Below are 15681 nucleotides of genomic sequence, written 5' to 3'. Positions count from 1 at the left end.
CTTAAACAGAAAAAAACCTTGCCAGCGTCCCGGCAAGGTTTATGAAAAGGTTAAATTATTTAGTGATAGTAGCAACTACGCCAGCACCAACAGTACGTCCACCCTCACGGATAGAGAACTTAGTACCTTCTTCAAGCGCGATTGGAGCGATAAGAGCAACAGTCATTTCGATGTTGTCTCCAGGCATAACCATTTCAACGCCTTCAGGTAAGTTACAGATACCAGTTACGTCAGTTGTACGGAAGTAGAACTGAGGACGGTAGTTAGTGAAGAATGGAGTGTGACGTCCACCTTCTTCTTTTGATAAAACATAAACTTCTGCTTTGAATTCAGTATGTGGAGTGATTGAACCTGGTTTAGCCAATACTTGTCCACGTTGGATATCTTCACGAGCTACTCCACGAAGAAGAGCACCGATGTTGTCACCAGCTTCTGCATAGTCAAGAAGTTTACGGAACATTTCAACGCCAGTTACTGTAGTTGATTTCGGCTCTTCAACGATACCGATGATGTCAACAACGTCTCCAACTTTAACTTGTCCACGCTCAACACGACCAGTAGCAACTGTACCACGACCTGTGATTGAGAATACATCCTCAACAGGCATCATGAATGGTTTGTCAGTTTGACGTTCTGGAGTTGGGATATAAGAGTCAACAGCGTCCATTAATTCAACGATTTTCTCTTCCCAAGATTCTTCACCTTCAAGAGCTTTAAGAGCAGAACCTTTGATTACTGGAATGTCGTCGCCAGGGAAGTCATATTCAGAAAGAAGATCACGAACTTCCATTTCTACTAATTCAAGTAACTCTTCGTCGTCTACCATGTCACATTTGTTCATGAAGACTACTAGGTAAGGAACACCAACTTGACGTGAAAGAAGGATGTGCTCACGAGTTTGTGGCATTGGGCCGTCAGCAGCAGATACTACTAGGATCCCGCCGTCCATTTGTGCAGCACCAGTGATCATGTTTTTAACATAATCGGCATGTCCTGGGCAGTCAACGTGTGCATAGTGACGAGCTGCAGTTTCATACTCAACGTGAGAAGTGTTGATTGTGATTCCGCGCTCTTTTTCTTCAGGAGCGTTATCGATTTGTGCATAGCTCATTGCAGTACCACCAGAACGTTTTGCAAGAACTGTTGCGATTGCAGCTGTTAAAGTTGTTTTACCATGGTCAACGTGACCGATTGTACCAATGTTAGCATGTGTTTTAGAACGATCGAATTTAGCTTTTGCCATTAGGGATGTCCTCCTCAAAATTATATGATTAGTTTTTGTTATGAATGATGATGGTCTAGATCCATCACCATTCATAGCTTACAAAATAGTTATACAAGATTAAAAATCAAACTTCAATGATTAACCTTTATTTTTTTTGATAATTTCTTCTGAAATTGATTTTGGTACTTCTTCGTAGTGATCGAAAGTCATAGAGAATACTCCACGACCTTGAGTTGCAGAACGAAGTGTTGTCGCATAACCAAACATTTCTGCAAGTGGAACCATTGAACGAACAACTTGTGAATTACCACGAGCGTCCATACCTTCTACGCGACCACGGCGAGAAGTGATGTTACCCATAATATCTCCTAAGTATTCTTCAGGAATTACTACTTCCACTTTCATCATTGGCTCAAGAAGAACTGGTTTACATTTTGAAATTGCGTTTTTCAATGCCATAGATGCAGCAATTTTGAACGCCATTTCATTTGAATCGACATCATGGTAAGAACCATCAAATAGACGAGCCTTAATGTCGATAAGTGGATATCCAGCTAGTACACCATTGTTTAAAGAGTCACGAAGACCTGCTTCAACAGCTGGGATGTATTCACGTGGTACAACACCACCGACAACGCCATTTACGAATTCAAAGCCTTTTCCTTCTTCGTTTGGAGAGAATTCAATCCAAACGTGTCCGAATTGACCACGACCACCTGATTGACGAACGAATTTACCTTCAACTTGAGCAGACTCACGGAATGTCTCACGGTAAGATACCATTGGAGCACCAACGTTAGCTTCTACTTTAAATTCACGGCGCATACGGTCAACTAAGATATCAAGGTGAAGTTCACCCATACCAGAGATGATTGTTTGTCCAGTTTCTGTGTCAGTATGAGCACGGAAAGTAGGATCTTCTTCTTGAAGTTTTTGTAAAGCTTGACCCATTTTATCTTGGTCAGCTTTTGACTTCGGTTCTACAGATAAAGAGATAACTGGCTCTGGGAATTCCATTGATTCAAGAATAACTTGGTTTTTCTCGTCACATAGAGTATCACCTGTTGTAGTGTCTTTAAGACCAACAGCAGCAGCGATATCACCAGAAAAAACTTTAGAAATCTCTTCACGGCTATTCGCGTGCATTTGTAAGATACGACCTACGCGCTCACGTTTACCTTTTGTAGAGTTTTGTACGTATGAACCTGATTCAAGAACACCAGAGTACACACGGAAGAATGTTAATTTACCAACATAAGGGTCAGTCATTACTTTGAATGCTAATGCAGAGAATGGTTGTGAGTCGTTAGATTCACGAACAACTTCTTCATCAGAATCAGGTAAGATACCTTTTATTGCTGGTACGTCTGTTGGAGCTGGAAGATAATCAACTACTGCGTCAAGCATTTTTCGAACACCTTTGTGTTTGAATGCTGAACCACAAATAACTGGGTAGAATTCAACTGCGATTGTTGCTTTACGGATAGCCGCTTTCAACTCTGCATTTGAGATTTCTTCACCTTCTAGGTATTTCTCCATAAGATTTTCGTCAACGCTAGCTACCGCTTCGATTAATTTCTCACGATATTCTGCAGCTTGAGCTTTATGTGATTCAGGAATTTCGCCTTCTGTAATTGCAGTACCATCTTCGTTACCGTAGAAAGTAGCATTCATTTCAATAAGGTCGATAATTGCACTGAAATCTTCTTCTGTACCAATTGGAAGTTGTACTGGATGCGCGTTCGCTTGAAGACGCTCGTGTAGAGTTCCTACAGAATACAAGAAGTCTGCACCCAATTTATCCATTTTGTTAATGAAAACAATACGTGGTACGCCGTATGTTGTAGCTTGGCGCCATACTGTTTCAGTTTGTGGTTCAACACCAGATTGTGCATCAAGAACCGTTACAGCACCATCAAGTACGCGAAGTGAACGTTCAACTTCAACAGTGAAGTCTACGTGACCTGGAGTATCGATGATGTTTACGCGGTGGCCTTTCCATGCAGCTGTTGTTGCAGCAGAAGTGATCGTGATTCCACGCTCTTGCTCTTGCTCCATCCAGTCCATTTGTGATGCACCTTCGTGCGTTTCACCAATTTTATGGATTTTACCAGTGTAATAAAGAATACGCTCTGTAGTAGTTGTTTTACCAGCATCAATATGGGCCATGATACCGATGTTACGTGTATTCTCTAAGGAGAATTCTCTAGCCATTTTGTATTTCTCCTTCCATCTCAAATTAGAATGATTAGTGGATGAAAAATCCTACCAGCGGTAATGAGCGAATGCTTTGTTCGCTTCCGCCATTTTGTGCATATCTTCACGTTTCTTCACAGAAGCACCTGTGTTGTTAGAAGCGTCAAGAATTTCATTAGCTAAACGCTCTTCCATAGTTTTCTCCCCACGAAGACGAGAATAGTTAACTAGGTAGCGAAGACCTAATGTAGAACGGCGTTCTGGACGAACTTCGATTGGCACCTGATAGTTAGAACCACCAACACGGCGAGCTTTAACTTCAAGTACTGGCATGATGTTAGCTAATGCTGCATCAAATACTTCCAAAGGATCTTTACCTGAACGTTCTTGAACAAGTTCAAACGCTCCATAAAGAATTTTTTGAGAAGTACCTCTTTTACCATCTACCATCATTTTATTGATTAAACGAGTTACAAGTTTTGAATTATAAATTGGATCTGGTAACACGTCACGTTTGGAAACAGGACCTTTACGAGGCATGTGTTTTCCTCCTTTCGATGAGATCTATAGTTTTATTTTTAATTAGCTTTTTTTAACTTTAGGGCGTTTAGTACCGTATAGTGAGCGGCTTTGCATACGACCGTTTACACCGGCAGTATCAAGAGCACCACGTACGATATGGTAACGAACACCCGGTAAATCTTTAACTCGTCCTCCACGGATTAGAACAACACTATGTTCTTGAAGGTTATGACCTTCACCCGGGATGTACGCAGTAACCTCAATTAGGTTAGTTAAACGTACACGCGCATATTTACGAAGCGCTGAGTTTGGTTTTTTTGGTGTCATTGTACCAACACGAGTACAAACCCCACGTTTTTGCGGTGAACTAACGTTTGTTAACGTTTTTTTAGAGCTGTTATACCCTTTGTTCAATGCTGGTGAGCCAGATTTGACTGTTTTGGATTTACGAGGCTTACGTACCAATTGGTTAATTGTAGGCATCGATTATTCCTCCCTTCTTGTTATCGTTGTAATACCACACATCCAGGTGGTTCATTTTTGGGTAAAAAACAAAGTCTTTGTGTTTTCATACACAAAAACTGTTACACAGTAATTGCAACAACTGCTGCACCCACTTGAAGTCCGCAGGCTTTACCGAGTTCTATTTTAGACTCTACAAAGTCAATCTTCACACCTTTTTCTTCCGCTAATAGAATAGCTGGTTGGGTGATCCGGTTGTCTGCATCACGAGCCACGAGAATTTCTACTACATGGCCACCATGGATTGCTTTTACTGTTTGCTTAGTACCGATGACGGTTTTCATCGCCTGATTTACTTTTTCATAAGACATTTAGCATATCCTCCAAAGACCCAGACCTTCAACTATCAACCTTAAATATATTATCATCCATTATTTTTTCTGTCAACCCATTTCACAAGAAAAGCGGAAAGACCGCAACACTTATCGGTTGTCATTAAAATTCCGGGGGGCCGCTTATACAAACCCCCGGAACAGGATGAAATTATTCTGCGCTCACTGCTACTGCAGCTTCGTTTTTCTTCTCATCAACAATCTTGATCTGACGGTAACGTTGCATACCAGTACCCGCCGGAACGAGTTTACCGATAATAACATTTTCTTTCAGGCCAAGCAATTCGTCGCGTTTTCCTTTGATCGCCGCGTCTGTTAACACACGCGTAGTTTCTTGGAATGATGCAGCTGATAAGAACGATTCTGTTTCAAGTGAAGCTTTTGTAATACCGAGAATAACTGGGCGACATGTTGCAGGTAGTTTACCATTTAACACTGCCTCTTTATTCGCATCCGCAAATTGGTGAATGTCGAGTAACGAACCTGGTAACAGTTCCGTTTCACCCGCCTCGATGACGCGCACTTTACGAAGCATTTGGCGAACCATTACTTCGATATGTTTGTCTCCGATTTCTACCCCTTGCATACGGTATACTTTTTGAACTTCTTTCAACAAGTACTCTTGTACAGTTGAAACGTCTTTAACTTTCAACAATTCTTTCGGATCAATCGAACCTTCAGTCAATACTTCACCGCGTTTAATGGCATCATTCAGTTGAACTTTCAAACGACCATTATAAGGAGCTAGGTATTTACGTGTTTCAACATCACCTTGAACTGTAATTTCTTTTTGACCTTCACGGATTTCATCAATTGCAGAGATAACACCTGTAATTTCAGTAATGACCGCTTGACCTTTAGGATTACGAGATTCGAAAATCTCCTGGATACGCGGAAGACCTTGTGTAATATCGTCTCCAGCTACCCCACCTGTATGGAACGTACGCATCGTTAACTGAGTACCTGGCTCACCGATTGATTGGGCAGCAATGATACCAACTGCTTCTCCAACCTCAACGTTTTCACCAGTTGCCAAGTTGATTCCGTAACATTTTTTACATACGCCGTGTTTCGTGTTACATGTGAAAGCAGAACGAATAGTTAATTCTTCGAATCCAGCATCCAAAATAACGCGAGCTACGTCTTCAGTAATCAAAGCATCTTTCTCCAGAATAACTTTTTTCGTTTCTGGATGGAAAATAGTTTTACGTGTATGACGACCGACAATACGCTCGTCGAACCCTTCGATTACCTCTGTTCCGTCCATTAATGCGCCGATCAATAAGCCACGGTCCGTTCCGCAATCATCTTCACGAACAATAACATCTTGAGCAACGTCAACCAAACGACGTGTTAAGTAACCTGAGTCAGCCGTTTTAAGAGCTGTATCCGCAAGACCTTTACGAGCACCATGCGTAGAGATGAAGTATTCAAGTACCGTTAAACCTTCACGGAATGATGATTTAATCGGAAGCTCGATAATACGACCGGCCGGATTGGCCATCAAACCACGCATACCTGCAAGTTGAGTAAAGTTGGATGCGTTACCACGCGCTCCAGAGTCACTCATCATGAAGATTGGGTTCAAGTTGTCTAATGATTTCATTAGTTTTTCCTGAATAACGTCCTTCGCAGCACTCCAGTAAGAAATAACACGATCATAGCGCTCTTCTTCTGTAATTAATCCACGACGGAATTGCTTCAGAACTTTATCTACTTTGTCTTGAGCTTCTTCTAATACTTTACCTTTGTCTGGAAGTACCACGATATCTGAGATACCGATTGTAATACCAGCTTTAGTTGAGTATTTGAAACCAAGATTCTTCATACGGTCAAGCATTTTCGACGTTTCAGTAATATGGAAACGTTTGAATACTTCAGCGATGATGTTTCCAAGAATTTTCTTCTTGAATGGTGACACAAGTTCCATTTCATCAATGTGTGTACGCACATCAGTAGTTGTTGGAACAAAGTATTTAGACGGTGTTTCAACTTGAAGGTTGAAATCCGTTGGTTCGTTAATGTACGGGAATGTTTCAGGTAAAATTTCATTGAAAATTACTTTACCCACTGTCGTCAATAACAACATTTTGTTTTGTTCTTCAGTGAATGTTTGGTTGTTCAATGAACCTGCAGCGATTGCAATACGTGTATGCAAATGCGCATGTCCGTTTTGATAAGCAATCAACACTTCATTTGGACCGTAGAATGTAGAACCTTCGCCTGTTGCACCTTTACGCTCAAGTGTTAGGTAGTAGTTACCTAATACCATATCTTGAGATGGTGTAACAACTGGTTTTCCATCTTTCGGGTTCAAAATGTTTTGTGCAGCCAACATCAATAAGCGAGCTTCAGCTTGCGCTTCTGCTGATAAAGGAACGTGAACCGCCATTTGGTCACCATCGAAGTCAGCGTTATAAGCTGTACATACTAGAGGGTGAAGACGAATTGCGCGACCTTCTACTAGAGTTGGTTCGAAAGCTTGAATTCCAAGACGGTGAAGCGTCGGTGCGCGGTTTAGTAAAACCGGATGCTCCTTAATGACGTCTTCTAATACATCCCAAACTTCTGAATGCATACGCTCAATTTTACGTTTTGCACTCTTAATGTTGTGAGCTAAGCCACGCTCAACAAGTTCTTTCATCACAAACGGCTTGAATAATTCAATCGCCATTTCTTTTGGAAGACCACATTGATACATTTTCAAGTTTGGACCTACAACGATAACCGAACGACCAGAGTAGTCAACACGTTTACCAAGTAAGTTTTGACGGAAACGACCTTGTTTCCCTTTCAACATATGTGAAAGTGATTTCAATGGACGGTTACCTGGTCCAGTAACTGGACGGCCACGACGACCATTATCAATCAACGCATCAACAGCCTCTTGTAACATACGTTTTTCGTTCTGAACGATGATGCTAGGTGCACCAAGGTCTAATAAACGTTTTAGACGGTTGTTACGGTTGATAACACGACGATACAAGTCATTTAAATCAGAAGTGGCAAAACGGCCACCATCTAATTGAACCATCGGGCGTAATTCTGGTGGAATTACCGGAAGTACGTCTAAAATCATCCAGTCTGGTTTGTTCCCAGAGTTACGGAATGATTCAACTACTTCAAGACGCTTAATTGCACGCGTACGTCGTTGACCAGCTGCAGTTTTAAGCTCTTCCTTCAGCATTTCTGTTTCTTTTTCAAGATCAAGTTCTTGAAGAAGACGTTTGATCGCTTCAGCACCCATTGCAGCATAGAATTTCGTACCGTATTTTTCACGGTATGCACGGTATTCTTTCTCAGACAATAGTTGTTTACGCTCAAGTGGTGTATTCGCTGGGTCTACAACTACGTAAGAAGCAAAGTAAATCACTTCTTCCAAAGAACGTGGAGACATATCCAGGATAAGTCCCATACGACTTGGAATCCCTTTGAAATACCAAATATGTGATACTGGAGCTGCTAATTCAATGTGACCCATGCGCTCACGGCGCACTTTTGAACGTGTAACTTCAACGCCACAACGATCACAAACGACACCTTTATAACGAACACGCTTATACTTACCGCAATGACATTCCCAGTCCTTTGTTGGTCCGAAAATGCGTTCACAGAACAAACCATCTTTTTCAGGTTTAAGTGTGCGGTAGTTAATCGTTTCAGGCTTCTTCACTTCACCGTATGACCAAGAACGAATCTTGTCAGGAGATGCTAAACCAATCTTCATGTACTCAAAATTATTAACGTCTATCAAGGAGCCTACCTCCCTTAGTCTGGGTCTTTTAAAGACTTTATCCACTTAGCTCAGGCGGATAACTTTTATGGAAATGGAAATGCGGGCAGGTATGATGGCCTGCCCTTATTTCTTAAAACTAATTTATATATATTGCCTTATTCGGCTGAGCCGACTGGCACTTCGTCCGTCATTGGCAGGATGTTGAGTGCATCAGCTGGTTGAAGATCGTCTTCCTCATCCAAATCACGCAATTCAATTTCTTGGTCGTTGATTGTCATCATCTTAACGTCCATACCTAAACTTTGAAGTTCTTTAATTAATACTTTGAATGATTCTGGAACACCTGGTTCTGGAACGCTTTCACCTTTAACGATGGCTTCGTATGTTTTCACACGACCTACCACGTCATCGGACTTCACTGTCAAGATTTCTTGAAGTGTGTAAGCGGCACCGTATGCCTCAAGTGCCCAAACCTCCATCTCACCGAAACGTTGTCCACCAAATTGTGCTTTACCACCAAGCGGTTGTTGCGTAACAAGAGAGTAAGGTCCAGTAGAACGAGCATGTAATTTATCGTCAACCATGTGGGCTAACTTAATCATATACATAATCCCGACAGAAACGCGGTTGTCGAATGGCTCACCTGAGCGACCATCATACAATGTTGTTTTACCGTCACGGTTCATACCTGCTTCTTCCATCGTATCCCAAACGTCAGCTTCATTGGCACCATCAAATACTGGTGAAGCCATATGAATGCCAAGAGTACGGGAAGCCATACCTAAGTGAAGCTCCAATACTTGACCGATGTTCATACGAGATGGAACCCCTAGAGGGTTAAGCATGATATCAACTGGTGTGCCGTCCGGAAGGAAAGGCATGTCTTCTTCTGGAAGGATACGCGAGATAACACCTTTGTTACCATGACGTCCAGCCATTTTATCCCCAACAGAGATTTTACGTTTTTGAACGATGTATGCACGAACGAGTTGGTTCACACCTGGTGGAAGCTCGTCGCCATCTTCGCGGTTAAACACTTTAACATCCAGGATAATTCCGCCTGCACCATGAGGTACACGTAGAGAAGTATCACGGACTTCACGTGCTTTTTCACCAAAGATTGCATGTAATAAACGTTCTTCAGCCGTTAACTCAGTAACCCCTTTAGGTGTTACTTTACCTACTAAGATATCGCCGTCGCGAACTTCCGCACCGACACGAATGATTCCGCGGTCATCTAAGTTACGAAGCGCTTCTTCACCCACGTTTGGAATATCACGTGTGATTTCTTCAGGTCCGAGCTTAGTATCACGGGATTCTGACTCGTATTCTTCGATATGCACAGAAGTGTACACATCGTCTTTTACAAGACGTTCACTCATGATAACAGCATCTTCATAGTTGAAACCGTCCCATGTCATGAAAGCAACAAGCACGTTACGTCCAAGTGCCATCTCACCGCGCTCCATAGAAGGACCATCAGCAAGAATATCAAGTGGTTTCACGCGATCGCCAACTTTAACGATTGGGCGTTGGTTATAACTCGTCCCTTGGTTAGAACGAATGAATTTTTGTAATTTATATTTTGTTAAATCGCCTTTAACTTCTTTGCCGTCGATTTCTTCAATGCGACGAACTCGAATTTCTTTCGCTTCTACATGTTCAACGATTCCGTCAAACTTAGCGATGACCGCAGCACCCGAGTCACGCGCATTCACATGTTCCATCCCTGTTCCTACAAAAGGAGCTTCAGGATTTAACAATGGAACCGCTTGACGTTGCATGTTCGCACCCATAAGGGCACGGTTGGAGTCATCGTTCTCTAAGAACGGGATACACGCTGTCGCTGCAGAAACAACTTGTTTAGGCGATACATCCATATAATCGATTGATGAACGTTTGAATACCGTGTTATCTCCGCGGAAACGACCAACAACTTCTTCGTCGACAAATTCACCATTGTCAGAAAGACGGGCATTAGCTTGCGCTACTACGTAGTTGTCTTCTTCATCTGCTGTTAAATAATCGATGCGAGTTGTCACAAGGCCTGTCTCAGGATCTACGCGACGGTAAGGTGTTTCAATAAATCCGAATTTGTTCACTTTCGCGAAACTTGAAAGTGAGTTGATCAACCCAATGTTTGGTCCCTCAGGCGTTTCAATCGGACACATACGACCGTAGTGGGAGTAATGAACGTCACGTACTTCAAAACCAGCACGTTCACGCGTTAAACCACCGGGTCCTAATGCCGATAGACGGCGTTTGTGCGTCAATTCAGCAAGTGGATTTGTTTGATCCATGAATTGAGACAACTGAGAACTACCAAAGAACTCTTTAATTGATGCAATAACCGGACGGATATTAATCAATTGTTGTGGCACTATAGATTGTGTGTCGTTAATTGACATACGCTCACGTACCACACGTTCCATACGGGAAAGACCAATACGGAATTGATTTTGTAATAGTTCCCCTACTGAACGTAAACGACGGTTACCTAGATGATCAATGTCATCCGTGTTTCCAATGTTGTAAAGTAGGCCGAAGAAGTAACTAACAGAAGAAATAATATCAGCAGGTGTGATGTTTTTTATCGCATCTTCAATATAAGCATTGCTGATGACATTAATTTCTTGTTGCGCTTCATTGTTTGGAGCGTAAATTTTGATTGATTGTAACGTGATATCGCCTTCTAATACGCCACCTACTTGAGAAATTGTGCGGAATCCGATTCCATTCTCAAGATGTGGGATTAAACGATCAAGTAAACGACGGTCAATCACTGCACCTTGTTCCGCTAAAATTTCACCAGTTTCTGGATCAACTAGCGTTTCAGCTACTGTCTGGTTGAATAGACGGTTTTTAATGTGCAGTTTTTTGTTCATTTTGTAACGACCAACATTCGCTAAGTCATAGCGTTTTGGATCGAAGAAACGTGAGTACAACAGGCTCTTCGCACTTTCAACTGTTGGCGGCTCGCCTGGACGAAGACGCTCATAAATTTCAAGCAACGCTTTATCTGTGCTCTCCGTGTTATCTTTTTCTAAAGTATTACGAAGGTATTCGTTATCGCCGATAAGGTCGATAATTTCTTGATCAGAACCAAAGCCAAGTGCACGCAGAAGTACCGTTACTGGTAATTTACGTGTGCGATCGATACGTACATATACTACGTCCTTCGCATCGATTTCGTATTCCAACCATGCGCCACGGTTAGGAATAACCGTTGCACCGAAACCTTTTTTACCGTTTTTATCTGTCTTATCATGGAAGTAAACACTTGGTGAACGGACTAACTGAGATACGATTACGCGCTCAGCACCGTTGATGACGAAAGTACCTGTTTCTGTCATGAGTGGGAAATCACCCATAAACACATCTTGTTCTTTCACTTCATCTGTTTCTTTGTTGTGCAAACGTACTTTTACGCGAAGTGGTGCAGCGTAAGTTACGTCACGTTCTTTTGATTCATCGACCGGATACTTAGGTTCACCTAATGTATAATCGATGAATTCCAGTGAAAGATTACCTGTGAAGTCTGCAATCGGAGAAATGTCTCGGAACATTTCACGCAAACCTTCTTCCAGGAACCATTCATAAGATGCTGTTTGAATTTCGATTAAATTCGGAAGTTCCAGCACCTCATTAATACGCGCAAAACTTCTGCGCTGGCGGTGTTGTCCGTACTGAACTAGTTGACCTGCCAACTCATTCACCCCTCAATAAAGCAATATTAGGACTTTTCGGCACACCATATTTAGTGTATGATGTCGAAAAGACAAAAAGAAAACGAGTTCTATAAGAGCTCATTTTCGGTTAACTAAATTTATTCTTGGTAAGTATACCCACTCGCAAAACACCTTTATACAAAAGGGCATACGACCGCAAAATAATATTTTTGCATTTTATTATAATATCATAGCGATTTTGTCAAGTCAATAATCATTTGACTTTCTCAGCCTTAATGATCCAGTAACCTCTTACCTTATCGATCACTTCAACTTGACCGAAAATTCCTTCTAATCGATCGAAAGTTGACGGAGCTCCTTGTTTCTTCTGAATGACAACCCACAACTCTCCACCCACACGCAATTTCGCATAGGCATCTAAATAAAAACGAAAAATCGTTTGTTTTCCAGCACGGATCGGCGGGTTTGTTAATATTGCAGCAAAGTCAGTTTCCGTAACGTCGGTTAACCCGTCACTTTCATAGATTCGTACATTTTGTACCCCGTTACCCTCCGCATTTTTACGCGAAAGTTGCACTGCACGTTCGTTGATGTCCACCATGTGAATTGTACGATCTGCCTCAGTTTTAGCGATGGATAAACCAATTGGTCCATACCCACACCCTACATCAAGCACAGGTCCTTCAGTCGCAGGCATTACAAACGCATCAATTAAAACACGGGACCCAAAATCTACTTCGCTTTTACTGAAAACACCCGTATCCGTTTCAAAATGAAACAGCTCACCACGCAGTGTAAAACTCCATGACTTAGGCTTACTTTCAGTTTGAGGTTTTTTTGAATAATAATGATCAGCCATTCGGGCACCCTCCAACCTGTTGATGAAATGAAGAAAAAGCCCGCCGTTAACTGACGAGCTTTCCATTACTTATTAAAAGAAATTATTTAACTTCTACTGAAGCGCCAACTTCTTCAAGTTTAGCTTTGATTTCTTCTGATTCTTCTTTAGTTACGCCTTCTTTAAGAGCTTTAGGAGCGTTATCTACAACTTCTTTAGCTTCTTTAAGACCTAATCCAGTGATTTCACGAACCACTTTGATTACTTTGATTTTTTGATCTCCTGCAGAGTTAAGGATTACATCAAATTCAGTTTTTTCTTCTTCAGCAGCAGCACCGCCACCAGCAGCCATAGCCATTGGTGCAGCAGCTGTAACGCCGAATTCTTCTTCGATTGCTTTTACTAAGTCGTTTAATTCAAGAACTGTCATACCTTTGATTGCTTCAAGGATTTGAGTGTTGTTCATTGTATGTTCCTCCTAATAGGAATATTTTTTTGTTTGGGTTATACCCGGGTTTAAACAGCTAAGCCTTGTAACGAATTACGCGCCTTGCTCTTCTTTTTGTTCTGCAACAGCTTTTGTTGCAAGCGCGAAGTTGCGCATTGGAGCTTGTAGAACGCTGAGTAGCATTGACAACAAACCTTCGCGAGAAGGAAGTTCTGCAAGTGCTTTAATATCTTCAGCAGTTGCGATTGCACCTTCGATCACACCAGCTTTGATTTCAAGGTTCTCGTTCTTTTTAGCGAAATCGTTAAGGATTTTCGCTGGCGCTACTACGTCTTCTGTTGAAAACGCAATTGCGTTTGGACCTGTAAGACTTTCGTTCAAGCCTTCAAGACCAGCAACTTCAACTGCACGGCGAGTCATTGTGTTTTTATACACTTTGAATTCAACGCCAGCTTCACGAAGTTGTTTACGAAGTTCAGTTACTTGAGAAACACTCAAGCCACGGTAGTCAACTACTACTGCAGTTGCTGCTGTTTGGAACTTTTCAGTAATTTCTTCAACACGAACTTTTTTAGCTTCGATTGCTCTGCTCATCTGGACACCTCCTAATAGAATGAGTCATTTATACCGCCAAAAGAAAAGCCCCTGGATCTATATAGACACAGGGGCTGAAACGTCATCTTAAAAAGAATCTGAATGCATGTCCTCGGTAGGATCATTATGCGACAAGTCGCCCCTACTGTCTACGGTACAAATAATTTATTTACAACAAAAGTCATCTTAACAGATAGACTTTAAACTGTCAACCTTATTTGTTAACTTTTACGCTAGAAGAATCCACTTTTACAGATGGACCCATTGTAGTTGTAACGTTAACTGATTTCATGTAAGTTCCTTTAGCTGCCGCAGGCTTAGCTTTTTGAACTACATCAAATACTGCCAAGAAGTTTTCAACTAACTTGTTGTCGTCGAAAGAAACTTTACCGATTGGTGCATGGATAATACCAGCTTTGTCAGCACGGTACTCAACTTTACCAGCCTTGATTTCTTCGATCGCTTTAGTTACGTCGAATGTTACAGTACCAGTTTTAGGGTTTGGCATTAAGCCTTTTGGTCCTAAAACGCGACCTAATTTACCAACTTCACCCATCATGTCAGGAGTAGCTACGATTACATCGAAGTCAAACCATCCTTGTTGGATTTTGTTAATGAACTCTGTATCGCCAACAAAGTCAGCGCCAGCAGCTTCTGCTTCTTTTAATTTTTCGCCTTTAGCGAAAACTAATACACGTTGAGTTTTACCAGTTCCGTTTGGAAGTACTACTGCTCCACGGATTTGTTGGTCATTTTTACGTGTGTCGATTCCTAATTTGAATGCCACTTCAACTGTTGCGTCAAAGTTAACAGTGCTCGTTTTTTTAGCAAGTTCGATTGCCTCTTGAGCTGCGTACAATTTAGTACGGTCTACCAATTTCGCTGCATCTTGCAACTTTTTACCTTTTTTAGCCATTGTAAAATGTCCTCCTTGATTGTGGTTTTAGCGGAATAAACCTCCCACGAATAAGGGTTGCGTGTCTTATAGACATCCGCAACCCCCCAAAAACTAATGCATCATCAAGTGCAGGGATTAGTCTTCGATGACGATACCCATGCTGCGCGCAGTACCTTCAACCATCAACATAGCTGCTTCAACTGATGCTGCGTTTAGGTCTGGCATTTTTTGTTCAGCGATTTCGCGAACTTTATCACGCTTCACCGTAGCAACTTTTTTGCGGTTTGGTTCACCAGAACCTGACTGGATACCAGCCGCCACTTTAAGTAATACTGCTGCAGGTGGAGTTTTTGTAATGAATGTAAATGAACGGTCTTCAAATACAGAAATTTCAACAGGGATAATTAGTCCAGCTTGATCTGCCGTACGTGCGTTGAATTCTTTACAGAATCCCATGATATTAACACCTGCTTGACCCAATGCTGGACCAACCGGCGGTGCTGGATTTGCTTTACCAGCAGGAATTTGTAATTTTACTACCTTAACAACTTTTTTAGCCACGAGACACACCTCCTTAAGTCCGTGATGTGGTAATTGGGTTGCCCCTCCCACTCAATATCTGTCTGTCAGCTACTAGCTGAGCATAAGCTAAAATTTTCGCAGACTACACTATTTCAGTCT

Annotated in this window: 12 protein-coding genes and 1 other annotated feature; all 12 genes read right to left on the bottom strand. The window is 41.8% G+C overall.

The window, feature by feature from the left end; genetic code table 11:
• Positions 1-55: 55 nt before the first annotated feature.
• A complete protein-coding gene (gene tuf, locus MHH33_RS01105) occupies positions 56-1243 on the bottom strand; it encodes an elongation factor Tu (RefSeq protein WP_016429880.1) in 1188 nt (395 codons plus the stop codon).
• Positions 1244-1363: 120 nt separating this feature from the next.
• Positions 1364-3439, bottom strand: a complete 2076-nt coding sequence (gene fusA / locus MHH33_RS01100; RefSeq protein WP_016429879.1) for an elongation factor G — start codon at positions 3437-3439, stop codon at positions 1364-1366.
• Between the two features lie 51 nt (positions 3440-3490).
• Entirely contained in the window at positions 3491-3961 is a 471-nt protein-coding gene (rpsG, locus tag MHH33_RS01095; protein ID WP_016429878.1) for a 30S ribosomal protein S7, read from the bottom strand.
• A 42-nt stretch (positions 3962-4003) separates the two neighbouring features.
• Positions 4004-4426 (bottom strand): 30S ribosomal protein S12, encoded by a 423-nt coding sequence (rpsL, locus tag MHH33_RS01090; protein ID WP_016429877.1) that lies wholly within the window; start codon positions 4424-4426, stop codon positions 4004-4006.
• 101 nt (positions 4427-4527) lie between these two features.
• Complete coding sequence (locus tag MHH33_RS01085) at positions 4528-4776, bottom strand: ribosomal L7Ae/L30e/S12e/Gadd45 family protein (RefSeq protein ID WP_016429876.1); 249 nt, start codon at positions 4774-4776, stop codon at positions 4528-4530.
• Positions 4777-4948: 172 nt separating this feature from the next.
• Positions 4949-8551: a DNA-directed RNA polymerase subunit beta' gene (rpoC, locus tag MHH33_RS01080; RefSeq protein ID WP_016429875.1), complete on the bottom strand. Its 3603-nt coding sequence runs from the start codon at positions 8549-8551 to the stop codon at positions 4949-4951.
• Between the two features lie 137 nt (positions 8552-8688).
• Complete coding sequence (gene rpoB, locus MHH33_RS01075) at positions 8689-12240, bottom strand: DNA-directed RNA polymerase subunit beta (protein WP_016429874.1); 3552 nt, start codon at positions 12238-12240, stop codon at positions 8689-8691.
• A 235-nt stretch (positions 12241-12475) separates the two neighbouring features.
• Positions 12476-13081 carry a methyltransferase gene (locus MHH33_RS01070; RefSeq protein ID WP_342542692.1) on the bottom strand — a complete coding sequence of 202 codons (606 nt, stop codon included), beginning with the start codon at positions 13079-13081 and terminating at the stop codon, positions 12476-12478.
• A gap of 82 nt (positions 13082-13163) precedes the next feature.
• Positions 13164-13526 (bottom strand): 50S ribosomal protein L7/L12, encoded by a 363-nt coding sequence (rplL, locus tag MHH33_RS01065; protein WP_016429872.1) that lies wholly within the window; start codon positions 13524-13526, stop codon positions 13164-13166.
• Positions 13527-13601: 75 nt separating this feature from the next.
• A complete protein-coding gene (gene rplJ, locus MHH33_RS01060) occupies positions 13602-14102 on the bottom strand; it encodes a 50S ribosomal protein L10 (RefSeq protein WP_016429871.1) in 501 nt (166 codons plus the stop codon).
• Between the two features lie 33 nt (positions 14103-14135).
• Positions 14136-14275 (bottom strand) — a sequence feature (ribosomal protein L10 leader region).
• Between the two features lie 41 nt (positions 14276-14316).
• Entirely contained in the window at positions 14317-15018 is a 702-nt protein-coding gene (gene rplA, locus MHH33_RS01055) for a 50S ribosomal protein L1 (protein ID WP_016429870.1), read from the bottom strand.
• Positions 15019-15135: 117 nt separating this feature from the next.
• Complete coding sequence (rplK, locus tag MHH33_RS01050) at positions 15136-15561, bottom strand: 50S ribosomal protein L11 (protein ID WP_016429869.1); 426 nt, start codon at positions 15559-15561, stop codon at positions 15136-15138.
• Between the last annotated feature and the right edge of the window lie 120 nt (positions 15562-15681).

Origin of the sequence: Paenisporosarcina sp. FSL H8-0542 (assembly GCF_038632915.1) — a bacterium.
GTDB lineage: Bacteria > Bacillota > Bacilli > Bacillales_A > Planococcaceae > Paenisporosarcina.
Note: the sequence above shows the minus strand (reverse complement) of the source record. Positions and strands in the feature narration are given on the sequence as shown.

What these genes read in the sequence shown, in the direction of transcription:
- rpsL (WP_016429877.1), bottom strand. Translation starts at nt 4,426, where the DNA reads ATGCCTACAATTAACCAATTGGTACGTAAGCCTCGTAAATCCAAAACA.
- fusA (WP_016429879.1), bottom strand. Translation starts at nt 3,439, where the DNA reads ATGGCTAGAGAATTCTCCTTAGAGAATACACGTAACATCGGTATCATG.
- tuf (WP_016429880.1), bottom strand. Translation starts at nt 1,243, where the DNA reads ATGGCAAAAGCTAAATTCGATCGTTCTAAAACACATGCTAACATTGGT.
- rplL (WP_016429872.1), bottom strand. Translation starts at nt 13,526, where the DNA reads ATGAACAACACTCAAATCCTTGAAGCAATCAAAGGTATGACAGTTCTT.
- MHH33_RS01085 (WP_016429876.1), bottom strand. Translation starts at nt 4,776, where the DNA reads ATGTCTTATGAAAAAGTAAATCAGGCGATGAAAACCGTCATCGGTACT.
- rplA (WP_016429870.1), bottom strand. Translation starts at nt 15,018, where the DNA reads ATGGCTAAAAAAGGTAAAAAGTTGCAAGATGCAGCGAAATTGGTAGAC.
- MHH33_RS01070 (WP_342542692.1), bottom strand. Translation starts at nt 13,081, where the DNA reads ATGGCTGATCATTATTATTCAAAAAAACCTCAAACTGAAAGTAAGCCT.
- rplJ (WP_016429871.1), bottom strand. Translation starts at nt 14,102, where the DNA reads ATGAGCAGAGCAATCGAAGCTAAAAAAGTTCGTGTTGAAGAAATTACT.
- rpsG (WP_016429878.1), bottom strand. Translation starts at nt 3,961, where the DNA reads ATGCCTCGTAAAGGTCCTGTTTCCAAACGTGACGTGTTACCAGATCCA.